The organism is Vibrio sp. 10N.247.310.17, from assembly GCF_041466605.1.
In the GTDB taxonomy this organism is placed as follows: Bacteria; Pseudomonadota; Gammaproteobacteria; order Enterobacterales; family Vibrionaceae; genus Vibrio; species Vibrio tasmaniensis_A.
Genome location: NZ_JBFSTC010000053.1, coordinates 1 through 25,161, shown reverse-complemented (window position 1 = coordinate 25,161; position 25,161 = coordinate 1). Strand labels below are relative to the sequence as shown.

Below are 25,161 nucleotides of genomic sequence, written 5' to 3'. Positions count from 1 at the left end.
ACTTACTCGTGGCATATGGTGTTTAAATGAAAGGCTATTAATTGAGCTAACTCAAGTATTTGCTGCTCCGTGTGTTGACTACAGAAGAACAGTGGCTCTTCTATCGTTGGTGGAATTAAATAGCCCTGCTCACAGAGTTTTTGATGTAGCGAGGAAAAAATGGTTTGATCTTGCTTCTGGACGTCATCCAAAGAGGTGAGATTAGTCAACGACTCAACAAGTATTAAGCTAACCAATGGTCCTTTCTTTACAACATTGAAGTTGATACCGTACTCTTTAAATTTGTAACTCAACTCTCTTGTAAAAACGTCAGTAATCGCGTCAAGTCCTTCATAGACACTTCCATCTTCTAATGAGCGTAACGTACTAATCCCTGCGGTCATTGTCAGTGGATTCCCAGCGAAGGTCCCACCTTGGAATACACCACCTTCATTACTAACTTGCGCCATAACAGAATCTGAGCCGCCATATGCGCCAATTGCTAGACCACCACCTATTATTTTGCCAAATGTTGTAAGGTCTGGATAAATTCCCAACTCATTTGAAACCGGACCAAACCCAAATCGGTATCCAGAGACAACTTCATCAAAAATCAGCAGTGAATTTTGTTTAGAACATAATACTCTCAGTGTTTTTAAGAACTCTATTTGCGCTGGCACTAACCCCATATTAGTGGCAACGGGCTCAATGATCACTGCAGCGATTTCATCACTGTACTGGCTAAAAATCGATTTAATCTGCTCTATATCATTATATCGACAAGTAATTGTGGCGTTTTTGAAACTTGAATGTATGCCGTCCGTGCCGAAATTATCAGAAATTTCCTTCTTATTAGCACCACTTAATATAGTGTCACAATGACCGTGGTACCCACCGGAAAACTTCACCACTATTTGTTTCTGTGTAATCCCCCTAGCTATACGTAGGGCAGTCATTACAGCCTCAGTACCGCTGCAGGTGAAACGAACTTTGTCTATGTGCTTTGAAGAGTTAACTATTATCTTTGAAAGCTCAGCTTCACTCCTATGAGTTAAGCCAAGTACCAATCCCCTAGATGCCTGCTCTTTGATCGCGTCAACCACACAATCGGGTGAGTGACCCAGCAAACAGGGACCTAACCCCATTATAAAATCGACATAACGAGTACCCTCAGAATCCCAAATATATGAACCACTCGCTTTATCAGCTATGATCATTGGCGTGGTTACTTCAGAGAATTTTCGCCCTGGTGAATTTGCTCCACCCGAAATGTAAGTGGCGAGCTCCTTGATAATAGTGTGACGTGATCTGTTACTGTGCTTCATAATGTCGTCCCTAACTATAGATATCTAGAGTTGTCTCAATGGACAGCTCTCTTTCAAGATCACTCGTTGAAGCCCAATCCATATTAACGATCAATCGACGTGAATCTTTTGTCAGAGGGTGCACTCTGTGTAATGTCGTTCCGGATTTGAAAAAATAAAAACCGCCCTTGTTGAAATGATAAGACTCAATGGCATTATTAGTAATGACGTCATAAACCGCGGGATTTTTTTTATCCCACTTAGTATTATGAATACATTGCGTGAACCCACCACACGACGCGTCCGGAATATCAATTAACCAAACAAGACCGAAACTGAAATCGTCCCAATGCCACCCATGAGTATCACCTTTCCGCTCAAGTAATGAGATTGCAATTTGCTCATCTTCAATTGGGCATTGGTGAACGATTTCACCAGCTATATGTGAGAGAAAGCGTCGGAATGGTCTAGAATCATAAATGGCGGCAATTAAAGGCGAATTTTCACGGCAGATGGTATTTCCTACTGTGATCATGTTACGTTCGGTATCCGAAGTTTCTTTGACAACCAAACTTTTTCGCTTGCCATAATGTTCCACTAAGTTTGATGCTTCCTCACTCAATTCAAGCCACAAATTTTCTGGCAGTATATCGGCGATGCAAACCAGAGGCTTTTTTGAAAATTGGGATTGAAGCTTACAAATATCTGCTTGAGTTAAACTGTCTATAAAATTCTGAAAAGCAGCGTCAATCCTTGATTGTCCATATTGCATGATGAATGTATCCTCATAAATTAAAGTTTTCATGCTAGATTCGAGTTTATAAAAATCAAAGAATAACGCTTAAATTCCGTTTTTTAATGAGGGAAGATAACTATTTATCCAAATTTATCTGCAAATGAATAAACAATTTATTACGTCTGAAAAATATACCTTTGCAGTCATCTCTTAAGGCGCGACCCAGAACAACGATAACAATACAAATATAACTAGTTGGAGTTTCCACTCAAATATCCTTTGAAACTATAATAATGACTAAAATAAATGTGACGACTGTAGTCATCTTGATAAAATGCTTAAAACCCATCAATTAAACAATTAATTTATGATTTAATTTATTCCCCTCGGTTTTTTGCGCAACTCAATGGAAATAAGTCAGCAACCTATGATCTGAGCAACTACATTCACTCTCCTTCTTAGCCTCATGGATTGATGAAGAGACGATAAGCAGGTGGGCGCAAAGCAAACCGAATAAGCGCGGGAGACCACGTCGGTTTAGTGATTTAGCTCTCACGACAGCGCTCATGGTGAAACGCGGCCACTGAGAGCGCTACAAGGATTTATCGACTCGATATTTAGACTTGCCCATGTTCCATTAAGTTGTCCGCATTACACTTGCATCAGTCGTAGAACAAAGCAAGTTGAGGTCTCATTTAAGACTAAAACGAGAGGAGCAATACAGTACCTAGCCATTGATGCTACTGGCCTTAAGGTTTATGGCGAAGTTCTTCCGAACTTACTGAAACAAACACGTCAAAGCACCCTTGAGGTATCTGGTGATGGCGCTTACGACACGAGATCGTGTCACGCTGCTATTAAGATTAAGCGAGCCGTTGCGCTTATTCCCCCCAAGAGAAGGGGCAGCCTTCTGGGAGCGTGGCCATCCTAGAAATCTCGCAATGGGCAGCTAGAAGTTATACGGCTCAAATAAATATTGGAAAGAGCGGTATGGTTACCACAAAGCCTATCAACAACTCAAAATCAAAAAACGGATAATTATTAATTATTAATTATTAATTATTAATTACCCTTCAACCTCTTGCGATAGCTGACAAGAAGAAGCATAAAGACGTCAGGTTAATAATCGCCCCAATAATGATGAAAGTCGTTTCACTTAACATCTCAGCGCATTCAAGCCGACCGCATTGTAATAATTGAAGGAACTAAAAAGATGTCACTACGTTACGTCATATTGACGTATTTAAATGAAAACCCCCACTCAGGTTACAGCGTCACCAAAGAAATCAACAAATCCCATTATTGGAGCGCCGTCCTACAGCATACTTATCGAGAGATTAAGGTATTGCACAAAGAAAGATGGATAGAAGCGCATGCGAACTGTGCTTCAAAAGGCAACGCTTTCACTATCACCGAACTTGGTAAACAAGCGCTAATTAACTGGCTATCGACACCGGTGGCCACCTGTCAGCATAGAGATTCGTTTTGTATAAAATTGATGAATCATTCTCTCGCACCAACAGAATTAAGCCGTGAGATAGACCTCAGCATCAAAACCACCCTCACGGTATGTCAATATTACGAACGAACCTTGAAACAACCGCAATTAAACGCTCGTCAAACCCTTATCCTCAAAAAGCGACTCGCAGAAGTTCAATTGAATTTGGATTGGTTCCAAGACATCCAGAAGACCTTGTTTTGAAAACGTCCACTCAAAGCAAAGTCGTTAAAAAAGAAATTGACCACATCGCCAAATACATTACACCTCAAGTTCATTCTGGCCCCGTCAAGCACGCACCCAGAATGAACTTGAAGAGAACGACATCAGCCAAAATATTAAAATAGTGGGATTGATTCATAATAAGGAGAACACCTCATGGACAAAAGAACCGTACCAGCCCATCAGCGCATGGAAATACCGCTTAAACCCAACCACGCCTTACCATATCCAAGTAAAACCGTGCCAGAAAAATTAAAGCAGCAGACCAAAGTTCGTCGCCGCATTGAAGACATCCTTGAAGCCCAAGAATTTGATGCGCTTTGGAAGGATGGGTGAAATAGAAGACAATAAAGCACGGCCGCTTTGTCGCGTAATTCAGTTGAGAGACCATTTTTCACCGTTTGATATGCTTTTTAATCAATACGACAGGTTTCAGGCATCCCAAGCTTCTACAGCGCTTTGAGCATGTCTAAGTTTATGAAAGTAAACGTTTGTGATAACCAGACCGCTGTTTCCAATACTTATTGGAACCGGACACCTCCGGGCAACCAGCCGCGAGATTTCGGGAGGGGGATGAGCTCAAACGCGAGTTTAATCTGAATTGCATAGTAACAAGACCTCGTGTCATAGCGCCATCGCCAGATACCTCTATGAGACTTCGGCGTGTTTATTTGAGTAAGTTCGGGAGCACTTCTCCACCGGTAACATTAGATAAACTTAACTCAGCAGCAAGGATTTCCGGCGTCTTGGTATCGACCGCTAAGTGTAACTTTCGCCATACTCTAAGCTTCCCATCTGAACAAGGTTTTTTACTTCCTACTTACCTTCACCATAAACCTTGATGCCTCTCTACTCAATGGCTAGGCACAGCATTGCGCCTCTTGCTTTTGTTTTAGATGAGATATCTACCTCTTTTGCATGGCGAATGATACTTTTGTTATGTGGGCAGCTCAACGGAACATGAAGCTAGCCTAAATATTGAATCGATAGACCCTTGCAGCGATCTCAATGGCATAGAGAAGACTCGTTTCACCATTAACGCAGTGGTAGTAATAACTAAATCACTGAATCGACGTGACCTACCACGCTGGTTCTGTTTGCTTTACGTCCCCCCACTTATCGCCTCGGGACCTATCAGAGCTAATAGGAACTAATACAGGTAAAGGAGACCTCTTTTTATTTGTACTGCAATTTATCTAACTCATAATTGTCCGTGCGACCTGAAGTCGTATGAAGCGTTGTTCACCACGCAGAGTGAACCATCTGTATCACCAGATGACCCTAAGAGCCTGAATAAAGCAGCGGCTCTGACAACGTAACGAAGCTTGGTCGTTAGGCTGTGCGGGAGCAAAATCGTGAGAGGATGTTCCTCCTGATAACCTCAAAATCGGGTGAGTGCTAGGGAGTCAATATGATGAATGTAATGTGAATCCATTTAAGGCGCGTTATGTGATGAAACAGCGGAAGTGGTTAATACGCTGTAGCCAAAAGGCAACGAGAGTCGGAAAGAGATTGGACAATGCTCTTTCGTGGTCATTGTACTCTCCGCACCATTGTGGGCATCTAAGTTGACATTTTTACGCGACATACGGAACAGGGTAAGCCTGTATACCTCCCTATGGGAAAGCTACCTGTGAAGGTGGCCGATAGGTATGCAGGTAAAGGAGGTTAGAGAAAGCAAATGCCGCTTTGTAATGAAGTGGATACAGATTTTTATCTGGCGCGAAAGCGAGCTGACTTCTAACTGGTCTCCCGTTGCGAAAGAGTTTGAAGAACTTTATTGAAGAAGAAAAGCAAATGATGATTTCGAATGAAATTAGTGCATCTTCTTACAACGAACCGTGGTCTCTCAATTACTGAGTGCTCATTGGCGAGGTATTAAAGCTTCAAGTGCGTATCGCAAAGGTAATTAACACGAAGAGCTAATGTTGCGATCAACTTTTGGTCTCGCTCTAGTCCTATAACGATTTAATTACTGGGTGCTTCACTGTGCCTTTGTGGAGGCTTGAGCCGTATGCAGTGAAAGTTGCACACGGTTCTGAGGAGGGTGGCACCTGGTAACAGGTGCCGTCTATCCGACATTTCCTTTCGGCTTGAAGAGATTTGGCGGATCAAAACCAAACTAGAGATTGATAGTAGTTGGATGTAGCTTGCGTTACTTAACTGAGCCATTCTTGATAACAAACTAAGATCGAGTGATTTTCTCTACTTCCGGGGTTGCGAGGTCTCTTCGCAAAATAGGATATTTAGCCGTGTTAAGCAGATTCAGAGAAAAACAGACCTTGAAGTTCAATTTGAGAAAAAGACAAGAACTCAACAGAGTCTCATGAAATGGATTTTGATGACTTCCAACAGCCAGCAATTTTCTTTTCCAAGCCAAATGCGAAAGCAACAACCGATTAAGTATATACAGGCTTAAATTAAAAGTTGGAATGTTCGATTTTCTTCTTTGATTTGTAGGCTTTCATTGAAATTTTTAAGACAAGTTGTTCTTGTTTCGTTGAAATGAGCTGCTTAGTTAAAGCTTTGTGGTGTAGGTCCGTGATAAAGTTTTTTTCCCAAGGCGTAAGGCGGTCAAACCTTAATAAAATAGTGTCATTTAGTACATTGAACAACTCGTATTGGCTTTTATCCATTCGACTGCTGAGCATTCAATTAGAGCACTTAGCTAGAGAAATGACGTTAAGGCTTTCTACGTTATCATTTTTGCCTAAGGTAATGATTCGATAAGAGACCCCCCTCTCTAATAGTGGTCTTATTTCGATGTTGTCACAAAAACTAACGGCGACTTTTTCTACTAAGCTGTCCATATTCAAAGTTTTCTTTTTTACGAAAATAAGAGTGACACTATTGCCCTCTGACTGAGCATTTACGAGTGTGATTGAGCCTAACTCTTGTGGCAGTTGGCTTGAGATAACCGTCGCTCTATAATCGGCAAGCCCATTAGATTTTATTGGGCTTATCTGACAACCGTTAAGCATGACACTGACGAAGAAAATTACTGTTGTTCGTAGCATTATGCGCTTCTTCTCCCTTTAGGTGCCTTAAAATATTTATGGATATAACGTGAAGACATAGAAGATAAGAGCGCACTGTAATCTAAACTGAATGTGACTTTTTCCCCTACAAGTAGTGGTTTCTGTGAGGATTCAAGGACAAAGTGATCGCTAGTTGAAGACATGATCTTAATCCCATTCGGAGCCTTAAGCCCGCTGACACAAACATCTTGGCGGCCTAATGCCAGAATAGCTTGTGATACCTCCCCTCTATCTTGAAGGTTTTCTTTTTCACCAAAAGCATTTAACCCCCGACTTCCCCAAGGCAAAGTCGGTTTAATCTTGGATTCAATCACTTCAGCGGTCAAAGAAACCGCATCCGTATGTAAGCCTTTGATATTTTCGTGCTCTAAAGGCTCACAGCCTAAAAAAATTGCTTCTCCTATACGAAGGTTATTGACTCGAGTTAAGCCTGTTCTCTGAAGAGCCCAGTTAACTGAAGCAGAATTACCCCCTGAAATAATTTCTAGATTGACCCCAAATGTAGCTTCAATTCCATCGGCAAGATCAGAAAGAATATTCATATTTTGTTCATTTGGAGCGACGCCATACCGACAGGCTAAATTCGCACCAATTCCTTTTATCGTGATGTTCGGTAAAGAAATAATCTCTCGGATAAAATCAATCACGCGATTCGGCATCACACCTTCTCTGAGATCGCCAAGCTCAACCATAATAATGATACCGTGACGGCAATTTTGTTGTTCCGCTGCATGTGAAAGCCTCTGAATTACTTCAACTTCAGAATTTAAACTCATATCACTGTATTTTATTACACTCGCCACTTGACTTAGCATGGGCGTACGTATCAGCATTTTAGGGATAGCAATGCCTGATTCAGTCATCTTTTGAAGGTTTTCCATTCTTGAATCGGCTAACATTGTTGCGCCAGCATCAATAAGAACTTGTGCGATGATAGGGTGGCCGAGGAAGACTTTTGTTACAGGTGTAACGGATATATTTTTTAGTGAGAGCTGAGTGATCAGGTACTGAGCGTTATGGTGAATCTTCCCACAATCAATGTCTAATCTAGGGCAGTTCACCCTTTTGCGGCCAGTTTTCTTGCTATCATAGGGAAGGCTGACGTTACGATGTGCAGTAGATGTTCGACAGGCTGTGATAATGCATCAGTAACCGGTATACCAAATTCGGTAGTGTAGCTGTCTATCGCACGACAGGTTTCATCTAAAGACATATCTTCATGATTCAGTGTTAGTCCAATAACATCGGTATTAGAAAACGTTTCGATAAGATTGATTTCTGAAGCAATCGAAGGCATTGGGCAATCAGGAAAATCACTACGATATAAACGTTTAGGAGCATGTTGCAATATCACACCCGCTGGACAACTGCCACGTAAGATAAATGCGCTGGTTGAAAACGCAGGATGACTCAAGGCTCCTTGCCCTTCAATAATAATCAGGTCCGGATTTTCTTTTTCATAGGCCTGTACAATGACAGATTCCAACTCACCGGCACAAAATTGTGAAGGGACAGCATCGAGTGCAACGCAGTATTGTGCGCCTTGCATAATACCTGTTTGACCAGTGGCAATCAGAACGACGTTAAGGCCTTTTCTAGTCAGTTCATTCGCCAATATTGTTGCTGTTGTTCGTTTTCCTAGCGCGCAATCCGTCCCCATTACAGCAATTCTCGGACATTTAACGTTGTGTATTTTGCCGCTAAACGTTTTCAGATCGCCTTTACTTTTGGGTTTGCGAGTATCGAATATTCGAACGTTATTCTTTAAGCTAGCTTCTAAAAATAGAGGATCATCAGTTAGGAATTCATGCAAGCCATTTACGATGTTCATTCCTAGTGACATGGCATTTAAAATGATGCTTTTATCTAAGTCAGATAAAAAACCACTTGATGGCGCAATGCCAAAAATGAAGTAATCGGGAATGCTTTCCGCGTGAATGATAGCTTCTTCAGCATTGGCAAGGATCGGTATTCCATTGGCTTTGTTATCAAGTACTTCTCCAGCATCTAAGCCGGCAGATACACTATCAATAACCGATAGAATACGATAGCTTAATGAATGCCTCACTAGCCCATTAGCGGTTTTACCATCAATTTCACCGAAATTACCTTCGCAATATATAATTGCCGAAGGGATGACAGGTTTCACTTTCTGAGCAAGTGGTAGGCAAGGAGCAATATGAGTTACATTGTAGTTGGTTTTGAAATTTTCAATTCTAGTGAATTTGAAGATGTTTCTTAACTTTTGGGTTGAAATGGACATAATTAAAGCCTGCGGTGAGGCTTAGGAGGGCAACTAAGGAGTGCCGAGATGCGAGTTCGGAAAAGAAAAGAAGTCCCTACTAAGCGGTAGGGATAAAAACCAAGGTAACACACTTACCAGACTATTGTTGGTTAATATTAAGACACTTCTGCGTCTATCACTTTGAAAATTAGCCCTTACTAGAGTGAGTTATCGCCCGAGAATCGACTCAATTAACATCCTAATATCAACACAGATACCTAAACCGTTCAACTTCCTCATCAGTACGTGTTGGCATTGCTTTGATAAGTCTTCCTCTGCGCTTGGGAGCTCGTCTGTTTAGGTTTGGATGCTCTCACTTTTCGATTTTTAGGTTTACTCATAAACTGACCTGATAATATTCCACGAATGACTTCCCCTATCGCCTCAGAAGATAGCGATACTTGCGCATCATTCACATGGGCAAACGAAGCGTTGACGGAATACGCTTATGACCTAACAACTGCGGTGCCATTCATCATTTTTGACAAAAGACCATCTCAGCCCCGTCACCTCTTAAATTAGACAACCCATTAAAAGGAGCAATTTTAGCACCTTAAAACGATTTTAAGCTGCTTTGGCTCTTCCATACTTAAGATGTGTGATTAAGCTATTTTTTACGGTTTTGCTTAATGCCATCACAAGGATTCTCCATACAAGACGCTGCTGAACAGCATACTTAAAAATAGAACGAAGCACATCAAGGTTACGGTTGGCAGCGCCAGCCTAAGTCAACTAAATTCATCAAATCAACGTTGTACATGGTATGAATCAAGGCTACTGACGGGATAGCACACAAACTCTGGCAATAAATGTCTTTTCAAGGCACTCCTTGCTGTCCCTATCGAATCAAATTTCCATGTCGTGCACACCATAAACCATACATGACTCCTTAACCAATTCATCAAATTTATTGCAGGATTATTAGACAAAAAATCCCTTTATACAGAAACCAGTTCCAACGTGTTCCAATCTTAGCCGAGTGGTTAACTCGCGCAGCTCAAGAATCTACCTTACCGCCTTTTGACCACTTTTTTCTTAATTCAAAAAGAGTGGCAAGAGTTGAAAATGGCGAGTTGGCTACATAACTGTGGAAAAATCACGACACCCGAAGGTGTGGTCAAAAAAGCAACAAAACTGGAAGCGATTTATAACCGGATCCACGAAGTAAGAATACGCTTCAAGCTTCTTAAACGTGAGGAAGAAATTACGAAATTGAAGTCTTTGGTGCAAGCGTATCCAGTTGGATGGTGAAAGCAACTAATAGAAAATTGTGAACAGTTGAATCAATATTTTTAATTTTTAGCTCAGCTTAATTTGGGAGCAGAGTTTATCACACCAACTGAACCTAATATCGTCTCACGAATGTGGACTCTAACCTTAAGTAAACAACTCGGTACATCTTCAGAAGAAATGAAGCAGTACACGAAAAAAGATAAATACCCAGCCGAAGCAATATCAGGCGAATAAAGGATAAATGCACAACTTAGGTATTCAGAGCGGCACGTTAACAGAGAAAGAACGGTTTATCATCAACGATCACATTGTTCAAACCATCCATATTTTGGAGTAGCTACCGTTCCCACGACATATTCGAAACTTGGCAAAAATTGCGGGAGGCCACCATGAGAAAATTAATGGTAAGTGTAACCTATGGGCTTAACGGGCTCAGAGATGCCTCTTACCACAAAAGTCATGGCCATTGCCGATCTCTTTGAAGCGTTGACCCTGCTCTGTTCGCTTTTTTTTTAAGTTCGAGGGTTTGTAAACGTCTTACTGATGACTATTTACAGCCTGAGCAAATTGATGAAGTAAACATTAACGATTATTTAACGTGATATCGACGTTAAGAGCCTGTTCCTAGTCGTCATAAAGAGAAGAGGCCGATACGCGAACGTTGTTTCTCTCGTCCTTTCTACTTTCTTCGCAAACGTAATCTTCTCGCATCGGCTCAAAACTTGTTACGCCGTCACAATATATAATCCTGACACCTTAACCTAGATTGCCTTCTTCTAGTCTTATGGAGTCGGTAGATTCGAAATCCTTAACGAGCACCTCATGTACCTAAACCGCCTTTACGGTGGAGTCAAAATCGGTCGAATTCACCTAGATATGTCTCGGCGGATCTTGTGGGACAAACTGTCATGCGGCCTCCTAAAAACTGCATCGAACATAAAAACAAAACCCAGTACACTTAAACGTCCCCTCAACCGTTTTCATGAAACGTAAAGCTGGAAAAAACAAGCCCTATTTTCGTGCCAACCCCCTCATTACAGCGCTGCAAGATGTGTTTTCTTTCCATCTTGGTGGTGTAAATGATCCGGCCTACATAGCTATTGAGCTCCAAATAGCACAAATCATGAAAAACCAAACCGGCTTTCTTTTGCGCGAGCTGAGCGGTAATTTGCAATGCATCGATGGTATTACGCGCCATTCAATCGACTTTGGTAACGTGAATAATGTCCCCTTCCCTCGCAAAGCCCAACAACTGGTTTAGCTGTTAAATTTGAACGTCGGACGTTTAGTCTTGGGTACTGACACGGACATAGACAATTTTCATGAAATAAGCCTAGAGTAAAACCAAATTTGGCGCCTAGTACTGTTGCCATTATCCGACACAGCATTGAACCATCCAGTTGCAAATTCTGATTAGCAATATAGACGATGATTTTATTTTCCATGCTCACTTAGAGTGCTTTGAGCACTTGTGAGGTAAGACGTGCAATACGGCTGACTTCTACAAACACCAAATTACCTATCCCAACCTTTTTGGTAGAGTCATAGAGCCCGTGCTTTTAGTTTGCTACATATTGGTTGTCTGAAGAGACTCCTAAATATGCGTAGTTCACCATGTTTTCACCTTAAATAAGATTATCTAAGGTAGACAAAAAAGTGAACGGATATAAGAAAGTGCGAACAGAGTCAGACAAAAAGACAGCACCGAAATTCGGTGCTTTTTGAAAATGTGAGAGCTAGCTTACAAAACGTCTCTGAGGTTTTTACGCTCTTCAATTTCTTCTTGTTCCGGGATAGTTCCAGGCAGCGTAATTTTTTTTGGATTTTGCTTAATACTTTGCACCGATCGAACAGACTTAGACGTCTTGGATTTCAAACTGAATACCTGTGGATTAATCGTAAGGTTTTGTCTTACTTCAACCGCAAACCCTTGATTTTCATTTTCAGGTAAATAATTACTCTTAAGGTACTTAATCGACAGGAAATCCTTGTTTCTCTTTAACGTAAATAAGCACTTTGTTAATCGCATTATCGACGTTAAACCAGCCCCAGATGCCATGGTAATTTCTTGATTACCACGAATTTCCTCTTTATTCACATGATGAACAAGCAATAAACTAGCGCCTGATTCACTGGCAAGGCTTTGGAAGACATTTTTGATTAAGCGATCGTGTTTGACTTCCTCACAACGGCCTATTGACTCAGTCACGGTGTCTACTATCACTAAATCGAATTCAGAGAAAATTTGTTTGAGTTGTTCTAAATACTGCTTATGTTCTACTTTTTCTTGTGCAGAGCTGTCGGGCGGGATCACTATCGGTTCAATGTCCGTTAAAAAATGTAGATTTTTTTTTAGCTCTGACTTAATGGTGGCAGTGCAATTAACCAGCTTTTCTTTCATTCGAGATTGAATCACGCCAGCCCCGTCTTCTGAACTCAGTACCAAGGTTTTAGCCGGTTTGTCGGCCGCGCTCATCCCTAGTAAAGACATTGAAGAAGCGTGTTCCATCGCAATACAAAGTGCAAGGTGAGATTTACCGACATTCGGTGCGGCAATCAACATACCTACATGCCCTTTGAGTAAGCCTTTTATACTGAACTCTAGGCTTTGGCTCGCAGGTGAAGACATCAAGCTATCAAGAGATTGAGTAATCATGATTTACCCTCCCCAATATAAAAGATCTGTATACCATTACCAACATCGCGAAATTGAAGACTAAAATCTTTTTCAATTTGCACGGCATTGGCCAACAAATCTTTTCTTAGATCGCTCCGGAAGCTATGGCTGACTTTAGAAGCAATAGACTGAATGTAACTATCGAGCGCCCATTCAAACTTTTTGTTATGTAAAAATTCTGCTTTGTGCGTGGTAATGTATTTTAAGAATGAGCGAACTGACGGTTTACTATAGTTGGTCATTTTGTGTTGTTCTAATCGATAATAGTAACCATGGTCGCGTATCGCTTGTAGCAAGCGCATGTCTGGCACTAAGAATACATGGTTAGTTAGATTCTTACTGTTTTTACGGCCGGTTTTGAATTTACTTCGATCACAATAGAAACGGTAATCTTGCACAAATTCTAAGGGCTTTTTGCCTACAACGTTCTGTTCTTCATCGAGTTCATTAATCACCAAATGAGCCGTTGCCAATTGAGTAATACGACGCTCAATTTGATCGTAGTTCGGACGAGTTGTCGCCATTCCCATTCGGGTTGCTAGCTCATACATACTCATCGATAAAACGGTTGCATCCCGGTCAATAAAAGAGTCGAAACCATCTTGTTGAGTGTCAGAAATATCACCATCAGAAATGGTTTGATATACTTGGGACCAATTTAAACGAGATCCCGCTTCATAAGAAGCATCGTCGAGTTGAATAGTTTGAGCATAGGCCAGCATAGTCTCGAGGATATCGCGATGAGGTTGTAGGAGATAATCTACATGTAGATCAACCCTGAAGCTTTTCCCATAGCTATTAATATTAACACTCTCTAATGGGTGATTTGGATCTGTACCACCACTCTGAGCAATTTGAATCAATTTTGACTGCATCGTTGAAGTCAAACGAGAAGCAGGATGAAAAATAGTTGCTCGAGAGAAAAGAATCGATGAGATAAACCGATTTTTTCGGTCTTCTTCATTAATAACCGTCAGGCTAGAGTTGGATGATAACGTCATGATCATTACCTAAGAATGAGATAGTATCATTTTAACAGATAACCTTACTTACCTCATCAACTTCGGTAGATGTCTATATTATTTCGGTAAATATCTATAGCTCGTCACATAAATTATGTATAAATATCGGTAAATAACTACTTTTTCCGGTAAATGTTTAGTTACTTCGCAATGATCAAACTATGTATTTAATTCATAATTTATCTAATGCTTTGATCGTTTTATAACCAATTTAGGTTAATTATCATAAGTTAACTTAAATTAATGATCTTACCTTTTTTTTAGATCGGCTAATGTTAATACTAAAAAATCTTATTTCGGTAAATGTTTATATTTTTGATCGTTTAATATCAATATAAAATCGGTAGATGTTGATATTGAATCGGTAGATGTTGATATTGAATCGGTAGATGTTGATACATTTAGATGAACTCTAAGAAACTAGAAACTTTAGGATCTAGTTTCAAGATATACCAACTTCACTTAGGCTCAGTCGGTAACCCAACAACTAACATCAAATCTCGAGAGATTTTTGATGTTAGTTGTTGGGTAAATGTTAGTTCTCTAATAATTTTATGTCTTACTCTTAATGTTTAGCTATATTTTTTACCAATTGCATGTAATTGATAAATGGGTTGGGTTTGTAGTGGTCTAATGATCTTAGGTACTAAACTAGGTGGTAAATCGCTACTATTAATGCGGGCTCTTATGGTGAAGATCTTTTTCGTTTTTTAGATCATCCCAGGCTGTAAATCAGTTTCATGCATTACTCGTCACTGCGCCTGACTGAATTAAACGAGCTTGCTATGTCTCCTCGATTTTTTATGCAGTCAAACCTATTTATCATTTAAATCTACTTACGAAAAGTTTCTCTCATGCGAACTAAAGAAAGAGCTTCAACATTAATGGAACACTTTGGTGTGATCATGTGTAGCTGCGATATTGTTGGTTACAGCATGTGCTAATCTACAGAGGTTAGGCAAAGAGTTTGCATTTACCTAACCTCTTTGAAGTGAGTTCGTTACAAACTTCATCAGGAAAGACATCCTGACACCGATGACAGTAGTTTTGATAGAATGAGAAGGATCCTAAGACAAAACTATATGTAGCGAAGAGAAGCAGAGGGACTTTCGATAAGAGAAACACAAAGATTTTTGAAACGCTATATCGTTTGTAAATTTCCCTCCATTATATTGAAAGATTTTTCAGTTATGATGTAAGTATTGACATGGGATCGTCAATGCTCCCATGGAGAAGTTATTCATAAATTTGAAAATCGAGTGGACACAAGCTCAGCCGCTATTACCTGATGAGCTACTACAATCGGCAATAGCCTCCTCAAGCAAATGATGAGGCCTATAGATTTAGGATTGGACAAAGGTTGATTCGTGTTGTGATGAGTTGTGTGTGTTGAGCTCTGATTATATTAATGACAGTGGGATTAATTTGCCTTGGGAAGAACCTTAAGTGCCAACGCCAGAAATCAAATATTACGAACTCTCGAATTTCAAAGGTTAAGTCAATAATTATAATTTACCGCCCCTTTCTCTCACTCTTGGATAGAAATTGGCTTCAGAGGCTATTTCTACTATCGTCCCTGAGAAGATTAACTTTAAAATCGACTTAAACCTTGTTGCGTAAATGAAATCCAACTTTGACGAATGTGTTCCTGAAGCTTGCTCTGAAATTACTGATTATTAAATTGAAATTGTCGGTAGGTGCTGTTCCACTCCACAACCGAACAAGCTCGCGAACGTTGTAGGAATACCAATGTCATGCAACCACGCTAACTTTGTAGCAATCTTTATCAACCCTTAGATGGGAAATTACGTTTATCGCTTAATTGGGCTTTATCTTTCTTTAGAGGCAAGAGTATAGTGGTCCAATAAAATTGGTCACGGTTTTCAAGACAATCAATCGTTCTGAGCCAATGAGTGTCAGAACACCATTATACTGATATGGCCTAAGTTGGCTGGAATATCTAATTATGTATTGGATGATTTTTTGAGTCTCTGCAAAGCTGCGATAATTTATTGCGGGAATCCACTTAGTATTTAAGCTTCTAAAAAACGTTCGATTGTCGCCTACTCCCTGCAATTTTTTCGTCGAGATAAGTTTTTTATCTGGAAGCACCGCAGTAATTGATGATACTTTCCACTTATTTAGTGACAGCCTTGGCCGCTGCGGTCCATGATATTTTTAGGTTTCCGACGAGCTTGTAAGCCATCGATAAACTTTATCTCTTGTCCGACTGTTAAACTATCAGCAGAGTCGTGGTTTTTTTAATATTTTCCCCGTCTTGAAATATGTTTATACATTGAGGACTAATTATGACCATCCCAAATAAACACTACGTTAAGAGCACTCAGCGAGATTACACACTAGGCTTTAAATACAGGTTGTGGATACCATTGAAAATGGAGAAATGGATTATTTAGTCAGTTCAAGGAAGAGCACGATGCCGAAATCACCGAGGGCGGCAAGAAGCCTTCGAAAAGAAAGTAAGCGTAATTAGGGCTTGTTCGTTACGCGATATTTATCTTTAATGTGTATATCAGAGAGAAAAATTGTCAAGGTGAGCTTGCACTAAGGCGCTTCATGTCTCGACTAGGAACTCACAAGCTTCACTTCTCTTACTAAAACCTCAATTGATAGCTAAAGGAATAAAGCTGGGCCGCGATGTTTAGTTTAACTACCTTCAAGAAGAGCGGTTGCTGGTTAAGCCAAAATGGAGCTACACCAAAACAATGAAAAAGGCATTGAATGAAAAAACATCCGAATTTGGTAAAATAAATGTTTTCTTCAAAGGTAGAGGAGTTTTTGGTGAGCTACATGACTTATGTTCAATCTGATGAGGGCGTTCATTAGTTGTCATTGTCAACGGACGCCTTCATTCGTAAGATGAACAGGCCAAATAATATGTATGAAAAAACAAAAAATTCCGTTACAGGCTTGCTAAAAATCGTCAACCTATTTAAGACGAGATACCTTCTTTTAAAATTCACGAATTTCTAGTTGTTCAGATGTCATAGGTGAGGCATTAGGGCTTTCTCTCGTAGATCTGTCTAGCGAATAGCAGAACACCGCTTAGCTTTAATTTCGATGTTTGAAGCCACATATGCCAAGCAGATGAACTGTTCTCTTCTAATACTCTCCTACCCTGCCCTCCTACCAGTATCCAAGCACAATGTAGTGTCTCAGTCACACCTTAATTACCGGTGTGATTTACGCTGTGGTATCGACGCTTCATGTTGCTATTTTTTTCTGGTGCAACCGACATATAAAAATCGAGGTCCAAACTCCTTGGTTACTCGCTGTCTCGCCTTTACTTTGGTTTGGGATAACCAGGGGGCTTGGGGCAATTTATAACTGGTGACCGATTGAATACGTTATTTTAGCTTGGGTCGGAGTGGTGTGTGTTGTCTTTTCGCAACTCACTGGCAATATTAGTTTCGCCCTTTTCTTTTTGATTGGGTATCAAGAAGGTTTGATGGGCTTTTATAGAAAAACAGCTTTAGATTGATTTGATTGTGGGAAAATTTGTCAATGCTCAGCCTGAGCATTGACAAATTTCATGGTTTTTTGAAAGATAATGATTAGTGTGCTGATTTGTATTTTTTCCAATAATCAAAGCTGTTGAGTAGGGCAAGCTCAATACCTTGTTCATGGTATTTATACGACACATAAAATCGTTCGATGTAAGCGTAGAAAGATGGGAGACGTTGTTGGAGAGCCGGCCTTTTTTTAGGAGGATGGACACTAACCATTAGGTAACCTATGACTTGTTTATTCTTTTTTGTTTCAGCGACAAAAAAATAGATATTTTTATTGTTTAGCTTCTCCTTCATCATTGATTCCGTAAAAAGTAGATCAATGATTCTGATTTTACTGAAATTGTAATCACTTAAGCTGTATTCGTTCTGCTCTCTCTTGTAATGGCTAATTTTACTGTGGCTGCCTGTTAGTTGCTCGTGACACAGAGCATTGATAGAGGATATGTCGTTGAGCGTCGCTTTTCTTATTAACACCTTAATCTCCTTTTTCCTGTTATCTTTTTGAAGCAAAACGCTAAAATGCGAATTAAAAGATATGTGTGTCCCCTAGTAATTACTAGGGGCTAATAGATGGGGTTGCATATTCGTAATATTCTTTTGCGCGTTGTTTTAAAGCCTGGATTAGCGTATTTGGTAGGTTTCTTTCTTTTATCCAATTTTCAAACACTTCTATTGAGGGAAATGTGACAGAAGAGATTAGGCTTGAGCTTTGAACTAAGTGGTTAAGCCAATAAAGGGTCTGTAGGTCTTCTAGAGGAGTTCTGGGGAGTAGTAGTCTTCCTTTTCTAACTTTTCCTTTGATATAAGGTTTGGCTGAAACCTCAAAGGTTTTACCTTTTGAAAACGGGTCTGGGTCTATCAGGATTGTGCTATATCGTATGTAGAGTAGATATTCCTGCTCTATCTCATCAAGCTCGTTGAAAGAGACTATTTTGTCCTTGGGGATAGTCTTTTCATGTACTCGGTGATGTTCATCATTTAGCAACTGCAGTAGATTAATCGGTTGAGCTGAGTAATGTTCAAGTAGGCGAGAAACTGATTTCCAGTGCAGTAGTAAATCCCTAATCGAACTCATGGTGATTGGCCCTTCTGGGTACAGTTTATACATGTACTTAACTTCGTCTTCCTTAGATAAAATGTGATCTAATGAAAACGTATTGATAATAAAAGCAGGGTGTACATAAGTAGCAATGTTTCTGCCTTCCACACTGAACGAGTTATCTAAAGGGATGACTTGAACATCAATTTTTTCTAAAGCGTTTCGCAAGGCGCTCAATAAACCATCATTGGATTTAGACTGGTAAATATAAACTCGTTTTTTTACTGTTTTGGTTCTGACCGTGAGGACCCTATTTTTGTCCGTCGGGTTAGAAGTAAAATAAGACGTCGCAAAGTAGCTAGAGAAGAGCATTATATTTGGAGAGGCTCCTTTCTTTTTTAACATTCCTTCTAAAATAAGACACCCACCGAGCATTGAGGACATAAGAATGATTTGTTTTAAGTTCTTTAATAAAATTTCAGAAAAGGAAGACAACACATCACAATAGGCGTGAGCTGGAGTGGCTAAAACTAACGTATCCCAAGAGGAGGGAAGGGGAGAGAGCTCTGTATAAAGTTCATTAAACTTAACTAATCCGACTAGTGTCGCTAATTGTGGTTCATTCACCTCATAACAAACAACGTATCCGTGTTGTTTGATTAATCTTTGCCTATTTTCCCACTGAGGGGAGCTTTTGCCGATGAGGGCTATTTTTTGACTAAGAGGAGCCATAATTTGGCTAGTTTGAATGCCGACCGGCCCCGCTCCAGCAACCAATGTGTTCCCTAGTATCATAATGGGCTCTCCATATTTCCATTTTCCTTCTAATTTATATGCTCTAGGTATATTTTTCATTCTCATACCACTACTTTTATAGTGCTACTTTCTAAGTCCATTGTTTATTTAATTATCTTTATTAATTAAAAAAACGGTGATGTCATTTGGTCAGGTTTTCTCATGGCTATGATGCTTTTTTAGAGGGCTTTTAGGTGTTGTTAATATGTTTATTAATATTTAATTTACGCTGAAATTAATACCAAATTTTATTTATTTGATTAATCTTTATTTAAGTTGGGAAGGAGAGGTTTGGGTGTCCGAATAATGGGCTTCTTTAGTTATTTCTAACCAACTTACCCTTAATCGTTGGAAAATGTTTGGAGAGAACCCTATGTCAGCAATTAGCAACAATCAAGAACAGCCTATGGATTCACACTATTTGCCGGAGCCGTATCGAATCCGGGTTATTGAACCAGTTAAAAGAACAACAGAACAAGAGCGAGAGCTGGCGTTAATGAAAGCGGGGTACAATCCTTTTTTGTTAGATAGCGATAAAGTGTTTATCGATTTACTGACCGATAGTGGCACCGGGGCAGTAACGCAGGCCATGCAATCCGCAATGTTGAGAGGTGATGAAGCGTACAGCGGCAGTCGAAGCTATCGGACGCTTAGCCAAACGGTAAAAGATATATTTGGCTATCAGTTTACTATCCCTACACACCAAGGACGTGGCGCTGAACAGTTGTATGTACCTGCCTTGATCAATAAGCGTGAACGAGATAAGGGGCTAGAACGAGAAAAGATGGCCGCATTTTCAAATTACTTTTTTGATACCACTCAAGGGCACACTCAAAAAAATAACTGTCGTGTGATGAATGTGCCTTCTCGTGATGCCTTTAATACTGAAGTTAAGAGAGATTTTAAAGGCAATTTTGACTTGAAAGCGCTCGCGTCTGGCATTGAAGAGATCGGGGCTAAAAATGTGCCCTATATTGTGAGTACGATTACTTGCAATTCTGCAGGTGGTCAGCCAGTTTCTCTTGCCAATTTGAAGGCTGTTTATGAGTTAGCGCAGTTTTATGATATTCCCGTAGTTATGGACTGTGCACGGTTTGCAGAGAACGCCTATTTTGTAAAGCAACGCGAAGAGGGATATGCTGAATGGAGCATTCAAGAGATAACTAGCGAAGCTTTTAAATATGCCGATATCTTTGCTATGTCAGCGAAAAAAGATGCGATGGTTCCTATTGGGGGATTGCTTGCTTTCAAAGATGAAAGCTTGTTAGATGTTCAATTAGAATGCAAAACATTATGCGTGCTATTGGAAGGCTTTCCAACCTATGGCGGGCTTGAAGGCGGTGCTATGGAGCGCCTAGCTGTCGGACTCTATGATGGGATGGAAGAAGATTGGTTAGCTTCCCGTCTTCAGCAAGTTGAATATTTAGTAAATGGTCTTGAAGCGTTAGGGGTTCGTTGCCAGCAAGCTGGCGGTCATGCTGCATTTATTGACGCAGGTGTGCTCTTACCTCATATTCCGCCGGAACAATTCCCTGGGCATGCTTTATCTTGTGAGCTTTATAAAGTGGCGGGTATTCGTGGGGCTGAAATAGGGTCCTTATTGCAAGGGTGTGACCTTGAAACTGGTGAACAACTGCCTTGTCCAGCGGAACTGTTGCGTTTAGCCATTCCCAGAGCAACCTATACGCAAGCTCACCTTGATTACATTATTGCTGCTTTTAAAGAAGTGAAAAAACGCGCCTCATCTATTTCAGGTTTGAAGTTTACTTATGAACCTAAAGTATTGAGACATTTTAACGCTACGTTAGAACCTGCACTCTAAGTTGTACCCCCCTTTGCTGTGAATAAGGGGGGATTTAGTTATTAATAACTAAATTGACGAGGTGTTAGGGGTTTATTGAAGGTTTTTTGCTTGCCTGAACTTGGGAAGAGGCGAGGATTAATTTCAGTTCATCCTTTTTTGTTAAACAGATTTGGCTTGATTGATTATTAAGGTTCACGTTAACAACTTCAAGTTCGTATCGAAAATAGAAATAACTGATTAGTAGGACCGCGAGGGTTGTTGAAGATAAGCCGATGAAAGTCCATTGGTATAATTTTAGATGATTGGTTGCTTTTTTGAGAGGACACGAAAACTTAGAGTGACGTGGTAACTTTATATCTCTCGGCGGGTCTAGTGAGGTTTCAAATTCAGGAATATGAATCTTGTAACCTTTTCTTGGGATGTTGACGATTTTGATGCTATCAAGGTCTAGAACTTTTCTTAGGTTAGTTATCGCGACTGGTAAAGAGTTAGGCCCGATGATATCTGGGCTCCCCCAAGCGGCAATAATTAACTCTTCTTTGGTTGAAATGAGTTGTTCTTTCTTAATCAGAGTTTCAAGGATACAGCTTTCAGGTAGGGTAATTGAAAATGACTTTTGATTGCTAAGCATCAATTGAGCCCCTGATTCATCCCTGTGTAATATACAATTACCTATAGGTAATTGTAGGTTTTCGAGATGCGCTTTTAACATAGTGTTTCTCCATATTTCTAGAGAGCGATGGTTAAGACAGTTAGTTTTTCTAGTGCTTTATATAATGGCTCATTTTTTGAATACTATTTACAAAATTTTGAATAAATTTGAAGTTAAACGAAATATTAGTTAAGGCGTTTTGTTTCATATGAAGCTAAAGGTCAGCTCTTTTCCTCCTTTGTCGTTTAGGTAAAACTGCATCCAACGCCAGTCCTTCTCCTTACAGGCCTTAAAAGTGCAGTGGATATTTTTTCCTTTAACAATATCGTTATCGCAGAAATCTATAAATGATTGAAAAGAGCGGCAGATCAGTGTTTCCATATTAGTAGTCCTTTTGAAAATTTATTCATATACACATCTCTAATTTATCTGTTTAGATGAATGAATTTTAATAAAAAATGATTATTAATAATTTTAGATTACCCATTTGGCAATGGCTAAAATTTAGGCCATTCCTCATAGGATTTTTTTGATAATTTATAAATAAATTATCAAAAAAATCATCTATTTATAGTGATATTTTAGTTTTTTAAAACTGGGTTTTGGAGGGTTAAACAACAATAAATTTTTGACTAATACTCTCATTCTTCCTGTTTTATATAGTTGCTTCTTCTCTGTCTACGAGATCCCTTGAGCCTGTTATTTTGCTTTTATTCCTCAATTCGTTACGAAAGAATCGGAACTCTTAATCGAGCTGCAGCTATTCATTTTTTGGTGTACTTACTAATCTAATGTTTAGTAGTACAGATTTCATTGCGTTTTGGGGGCGTCTAGCTTGAACTTGGGTCACTAAAAAATAAAATAGGTTAGCTTATGGTCTTTGATGGTCGGCGGAATATTGATTGTTCTAGGGGGTGTAGTGGTCAAAAGTACAGGACACTGGCTGAAGGGCCATTAACTGGTGACAACCCATCATTTTCTTGAGGGCGTTGCCGATTGTAAGGACTCATCAGGTAATAGCCGTTGTCTTTCTTGTCCTGAGCTTGTTCCAGGTAGCTTGTTTCTGGTACCCACTCGGCTTTCAAGCTTCTAAATAACCTTCTATGGGAGTGTTTTCCCAACAATTACCACGAAGGCTCATGCTTTGAGTTGTCCTGGCATCCTTGATATTAATAGAACATCATGTTCTTCGCCGCCCCCGTTTCTTCTAAGCCAGCCCTAAAGTTTTAGATGCTAATTCAGCATTGGACTTATCTGATAAAGGCCAGCCCACAACGCGTCGACTAAATAGGTCAAGCACTACTGCTAAGTAGGCCCACTTCGAACCAGACCTAAGATAAGTAATATCGCCGCACCAAACACTATTTGGAGTACGGATTTTTCTCGTTCTAATCGGTTAATATGGGCTTCTAACTCTTGGATTTTCTTTTACTCAGACGTGAGGGCTTTGGTCGTTGGAGTAACCCTACCTTGCTCAATTTTGAGTTATTCGACCCAGTGTCGTAAAGCTGTTTCACGTATTCCATAGAGCTAGCTGCTTCAGGGATGGAGTCCCCTTGGTCAAGAACCAAGCTTGCAGCATATATTTTTGAATTCAGTAGAAAATGTACGTCTTTGTCGTTTTGCCATTGAACCCCTCATTTATGAGGTCCGGGATCAGGATGCCACTACAGGAGAGAGCCTTTTGGACGTGAGAAGAATTAAGCCTTATCATTATTTATTAATAATAAATTAATGGTCTTTATATTTGGCTAAGATAATAATTCGATTGTTAGGTTCACCTAGAATCAAACACTCTGCACTTAGCCAATTTTTGGGTTATAAGGATGAAGTTACCCTAGGTCAAATAGAATAAGGAAGGAAGTTTCCCAAGCCAACTTGTTCTTGATGGTTTAGTCGCTTGTAGTCATCCTATTTTTTCGATTTGGCGATAGAGGGAGGTGACAAACAAGTGGTTAATTAAAATGATGGAGGTACTTCATCGGCGGGGGGGGGGGTAGAGTTTGACGAGGCCAAACTCATTGTAGGGCTTAGTTTTTACTGATTTGGAGACCATTTTCTTTGCATCATCAGTGAGTATTCTATCTTTAGTCTTCCATTATCCTTTCCGCAAGTGCGTTCTGATAAGAGTCATAATTGTATTTGTAACTCTCTAATTTCATGTTGGATATGTGTCAACCTTATTTAGGACGGGTTAGGTGAAAGATAAAGGCTCTAATTTGAGAGAAATACAAATATAATAATAATTCAGAAAAGGCAGAACACATGATGTCCAACATTAGTTTACAAGGCTTAGACAAACTAGATCGTAAAATTCTATCGAATCTACTCTCCAATGGGCGAGAATCGATTGCTAACCTTTCTCGCAACATCGGCTTGTCGCGAACAGCAGTCGCTGAACGTATCAACAGACTTGAAAAAACCGGTATTATCAAAGGGTATACGGCACAAATAAGAGTAGAAAATGACGGGAGAAAAGCGGCAAGTTATTTGCTGATTTCTTGTGAAAAAGGTAAGAAAAATGATGTAAGTAATGCGTTAAAAGAACTACCTGAAGTCAGACTTACAAGCATTGTTGGTGGTACCTACGACATTATTTCTTTGATTGAAGCACCTGACCTGCAATCAATACACCATTTATGTAATGAGATAGAGTCGTTCAATGGCATTCGCTCTCTCAATACAACAGTAGTGCTACACCAACCAATCAGTCGTTAAAAAGAAAGCCGCTCTTATGAGTAATGCCGATCAGTTAAAGCCAAAGTGATCGGTTGAAGGATCCTTCCGAGCTGTCAAAATCCAAGTGTATTTAATGCACTTGGATTTTTTTATGGATGTTTCTCAAGCTCTAAACATAATTAATGATTGGAAACCTAGCAGCGTTGAGACTTTGTCTGACTTGCTTCCAATTGAACTCATCGACGAAGCTTATTCTCTTACTGATACCGTCACGATGAGAAAGAGAAAGTTAACTCTAGAATCCATGGTGTGGCTGCTTGTTGGAATGGCCATCTATAACAATAAGTCCATGAAAGATTTAGTTAACCAACTTGATATTGTACGACCGTACAGGTAAAGCTTTTGTCGCACCAAGTGCGTTGACTCAACGTCGAAAGACGTTGGGTGAAGACGCAATAAAAGCGGTCTTTGAGCGAATGACTACGTCATGGTTGAAAAGCGCACAGTTACCCTAGTGGAATGGGTTAACGCTTCTTGGTGTCGATGGCGTTGTTTGGCGAACGCCCGATAACCCGCAAAATGAAAATGCATTTTCTCGACAAAAAGGGACACAATATCCGCAAGTGAGAATGGTCTGCCAAATGGAACTAAGCAGTCACATTATCA

Annotated in this window: 16 protein-coding genes and 8 pseudogenes; 8 read left to right on the top strand and 16 right to left on the bottom strand. The window is 40.0% G+C overall.

Annotated features, from left to right (window positions below; genetic code table 11):
- Window positions 1-2: 2 nt before the first annotated feature.
- Together AB6D80_RS14955 and AB6D80_RS14950 are read right to left on the bottom strand one after the other, a co-directional pair.
- Window positions 3-1,304, bottom strand: coding sequence for an aspartate aminotransferase family protein (locus AB6D80_RS14955; RefSeq protein WP_229648114.1), 1,302 nt, complete (start codon window positions 1,302-1,304; stop codon window positions 3-5).
- Between the two features lie 10 nt (window positions 1,305-1,314).
- Window positions 1,315-2,088: a hypothetical protein gene (locus AB6D80_RS14950; protein WP_229648115.1), complete on the bottom strand. Its 774-nt coding sequence runs from the start codon at window positions 2,086-2,088 to the stop codon at window positions 1,315-1,317.
- Window positions 2,089-2,477: 389 nt separating this feature from the next.
- On the opposite strand from AB6D80_RS14950, the pseudogene AB6D80_RS14945 reads away from it, so the two are divergent.
- From AB6D80_RS14945 to AB6D80_RS14935, 3 genes and pseudogenes are all read left to right on the top strand, one after another.
- Window positions 2,478-2,969, top strand: a pseudogene (locus AB6D80_RS14945) (transposase); the annotation flags it as partial.
- A gap of 263 nt (window positions 2,970-3,232) precedes the next feature.
- Window positions 3,233-3,721, top strand: a complete 489-nt coding sequence (locus AB6D80_RS14940) for a PadR family transcriptional regulator (RefSeq protein ID WP_102428398.1) — start codon at window positions 3,233-3,235, stop codon at window positions 3,719-3,721.
- Window positions 3,722-3,895: 174 nt separating this feature from the next.
- Window positions 3,896-4,075, top strand: coding sequence for a hypothetical protein (locus tag AB6D80_RS14935; RefSeq protein WP_016800071.1), 180 nt, complete (start codon window positions 3,896-3,898; stop codon window positions 4,073-4,075).
- Between the two features lie 601 nt (window positions 4,076-4,676).
- Here AB6D80_RS14935 and AB6D80_RS14930 read toward each other — a convergent pair.
- Window positions 4,677-4,826, bottom strand: a pseudogene (locus AB6D80_RS14930) (transposase); the annotation flags it as partial.
- Between the two features lie 960 nt (window positions 4,827-5,786).
- Here AB6D80_RS14930 and AB6D80_RS14925 point away from each other — a divergent pair.
- Window positions 5,787-6,146: pseudogene (locus AB6D80_RS14925) on the top strand (hypothetical protein); the annotation flags it as partial.
- A 13-nt stretch (window positions 6,147-6,159) separates the two neighbouring features.
- Here the strand turns inward: AB6D80_RS14925 and AB6D80_RS14920 are convergent.
- The 4 genes and pseudogenes from AB6D80_RS14920 to AB6D80_RS14905 form a co-directional block, all read right to left on the bottom strand.
- A complete protein-coding gene (locus tag AB6D80_RS14920; protein ID WP_016800070.1) occupies window positions 6,160-6,390 on the bottom strand; it encodes a hypothetical protein in 231 nt (76 codons plus the stop codon).
- A complete protein-coding gene (gene gspS2, locus AB6D80_RS14915) occupies window positions 6,391-6,756 on the bottom strand; it encodes a type II secretion system pilot lipoprotein GspS-beta (protein ID WP_016800069.1) in 366 nt (121 codons plus the stop codon).
- Window positions 6,713-7,838, bottom strand: a pseudogene (locus AB6D80_RS14910) (alanine/ornithine racemase family PLP-dependent enzyme). The gene gspS2 and the pseudogene AB6D80_RS14910 overlap by 44 nt, the downstream one beginning before the upstream one ends.
- Window positions 7,835-9,040 (bottom strand): DUF1611 domain-containing protein, encoded by a 1,206-nt coding sequence (locus AB6D80_RS14905; protein ID WP_017103259.1) that lies wholly within the window; start codon window positions 9,038-9,040, stop codon window positions 7,835-7,837. Before AB6D80_RS14905 ends, AB6D80_RS14910 begins: the two are co-directional and overlap by 4 nt.
- A 1,086-nt stretch (window positions 9,041-10,126) precedes the next feature.
- Here AB6D80_RS14905 and AB6D80_RS14900 point away from each other — a divergent pair.
- Entirely contained in the window at window positions 10,127-10,312 is a 186-nt protein-coding gene (locus AB6D80_RS14900; RefSeq protein ID WP_017103258.1) for a hypothetical protein, read from the top strand.
- 1,009 nt (window positions 10,313-11,321) lie between these two features.
- Here AB6D80_RS14900 and AB6D80_RS14895 read toward each other — a convergent pair.
- The 6 genes and pseudogenes from AB6D80_RS14895 to AB6D80_RS14870 all read right to left on the bottom strand — a co-directional run.
- Window positions 11,322-11,558 (bottom strand): annotated as a pseudogene (locus AB6D80_RS14895) (recombinase family protein); the annotation flags it as partial.
- A 91-nt stretch (window positions 11,559-11,649) separates the two neighbouring features.
- Window positions 11,650-11,910, bottom strand: a pseudogene (locus tag AB6D80_RS14890) (resolvase); the annotation flags it as partial.
- Between the two features lie 125 nt (window positions 11,911-12,035).
- Window positions 12,036-12,950: an AAA family ATPase gene (locus tag AB6D80_RS14885; RefSeq protein WP_017103257.1), complete on the bottom strand. Its 915-nt coding sequence runs from the start codon at window positions 12,948-12,950 to the stop codon at window positions 12,036-12,038.
- Entirely contained in the window at window positions 12,947-13,972 is a 1,026-nt protein-coding gene (locus AB6D80_RS14880; RefSeq protein WP_016800063.1) for a hypothetical protein, read from the bottom strand. Before AB6D80_RS14880 ends, AB6D80_RS14885 begins: the two co-directional genes overlap by 4 nt.
- Window positions 13,973-17,568: 3,596 nt before the next feature.
- Window positions 17,569-18,000, bottom strand: coding sequence for a GNAT family N-acetyltransferase (locus AB6D80_RS14875; protein ID WP_371996046.1), 432 nt, complete (start codon window positions 17,998-18,000; stop codon window positions 17,569-17,571).
- 82 nt (window positions 18,001-18,082) lie between these two features.
- Window positions 18,083-19,426: an opine metallophore biosynthesis dehydrogenase gene (locus tag AB6D80_RS14870; RefSeq protein WP_372188943.1), complete on the bottom strand. Its 1,344-nt coding sequence runs from the start codon at window positions 19,424-19,426 to the stop codon at window positions 18,083-18,085.
- A 340-nt stretch (window positions 19,427-19,766) separates the two neighbouring features.
- On the opposite strand from AB6D80_RS14870, the gene tnaA reads away from it, so the two are divergent.
- Window positions 19,767-21,182 (top strand): tryptophanase, encoded by a 1,416-nt coding sequence (gene tnaA, locus AB6D80_RS14865; protein WP_029203693.1) that lies wholly within the window; start codon window positions 19,767-19,769, stop codon window positions 21,180-21,182.
- Between the two features lie 64 nt (window positions 21,183-21,246).
- Here the strand turns inward: tnaA and AB6D80_RS14860 are convergent, their stop codons facing one another.
- From AB6D80_RS14860 to AB6D80_RS14850, 3 genes and pseudogenes are all read right to left on the bottom strand, one after another.
- Entirely contained in the window at window positions 21,247-21,876 is a 630-nt protein-coding gene (locus AB6D80_RS14860) for a winged helix-turn-helix domain-containing protein (RefSeq protein ID WP_016800058.1), read from the bottom strand.
- 144 nt (window positions 21,877-22,020) lie between these two features.
- Window positions 22,021-22,197: a hypothetical protein gene (locus AB6D80_RS14855; protein ID WP_016800056.1), complete on the bottom strand. Its 177-nt coding sequence runs from the start codon at window positions 22,195-22,197 to the stop codon at window positions 22,021-22,023.
- A 542-nt stretch (window positions 22,198-22,739) separates the two neighbouring features.
- Window positions 22,740-23,445: pseudogene (locus tag AB6D80_RS14850) on the bottom strand (DDE-type integrase/transposase/recombinase).
- 636 nt (window positions 23,446-24,081) lie between these two features.
- Here AB6D80_RS14850 and AB6D80_RS14845 point away from each other — a divergent pair.
- Together AB6D80_RS14845 and AB6D80_RS14840 are read left to right on the top strand one after the other, a co-directional pair.
- Entirely contained in the window at window positions 24,082-24,534 is a 453-nt protein-coding gene (locus AB6D80_RS14845) for an Lrp/AsnC family transcriptional regulator (RefSeq protein WP_017062578.1), read from the top strand.
- A gap of 112 nt (window positions 24,535-24,646) precedes the next feature.
- Window positions 24,647-25,161 (top strand): annotated as a pseudogene (locus AB6D80_RS14840) (transposase domain-containing protein); the annotation flags it as partial.

Coding starts and splice junctions, on each gene's coding strand:
- AB6D80_RS14955 (WP_229648114.1), bottom strand. CDS start 1,304: ATGAAGCACAGTAACAGATCACGTCACACTATTATCAAGGAGCTCGCC.
- AB6D80_RS14950 (WP_229648115.1), bottom strand. CDS start 2,088: ATGAAAACTTTAATTTATGAGGATACATTCATCATGCAATATGGACAA.
- AB6D80_RS14940 (WP_102428398.1), top strand. CDS start 3,233: ATGTCACTACGTTACGTCATATTGACGTATTTAAATGAAAACCCCCAC.
- AB6D80_RS14935 (WP_016800071.1), top strand. CDS start 3,896: ATGGACAAAAGAACCGTACCAGCCCATCAGCGCATGGAAATACCGCTT.
- AB6D80_RS14920 (WP_016800070.1), bottom strand. CDS start 6,390: ATGCTCAGCAGTCGAATGGATAAAAGCCAATACGAGTTGTTCAATGTA.
- gspS2 (WP_016800069.1), bottom strand. CDS start 6,756: ATGCTACGAACAACAGTAATTTTCTTCGTCAGTGTCATGCTTAACGGT.
- AB6D80_RS14905 (WP_017103259.1), bottom strand. CDS start 9,040: ATGTCCATTTCAACCCAAAAGTTAAGAAACATCTTCAAATTCACTAGA.
- AB6D80_RS14900 (WP_017103258.1), top strand. CDS start 10,127: ATGGCGAGTTGGCTACATAACTGTGGAAAAATCACGACACCCGAAGGT.
- AB6D80_RS14885 (WP_017103257.1), bottom strand. CDS start 12,950: ATGATTACTCAATCTCTTGATAGCTTGATGTCTTCACCTGCGAGCCAA.
- AB6D80_RS14880 (WP_016800063.1), bottom strand. CDS start 13,972: ATGACGTTATCATCCAACTCTAGCCTGACGGTTATTAATGAAGAAGAC.
- AB6D80_RS14870 (WP_372188943.1), bottom strand. CDS start 19,426: ATGAGAATGAAAAATATACCTAGAGCATATAAATTAGAAGGAAAATGG.
- tnaA (WP_029203693.1), top strand. CDS start 19,767: ATGGATTCACACTATTTGCCGGAGCCGTATCGAATCCGGGTTATTGAA.
- AB6D80_RS14860 (WP_016800058.1), bottom strand. CDS start 21,876: ATGTTAAAAGCGCATCTCGAAAACCTACAATTACCTATAGGTAATTGT.
- AB6D80_RS14855 (WP_016800056.1), bottom strand. CDS start 22,197: ATGGAAACACTGATCTGCCGCTCTTTTCAATCATTTATAGATTTCTGC.
- AB6D80_RS14845 (WP_017062578.1), top strand. CDS start 24,082: ATGATGTCCAACATTAGTTTACAAGGCTTAGACAAACTAGATCGTAAA.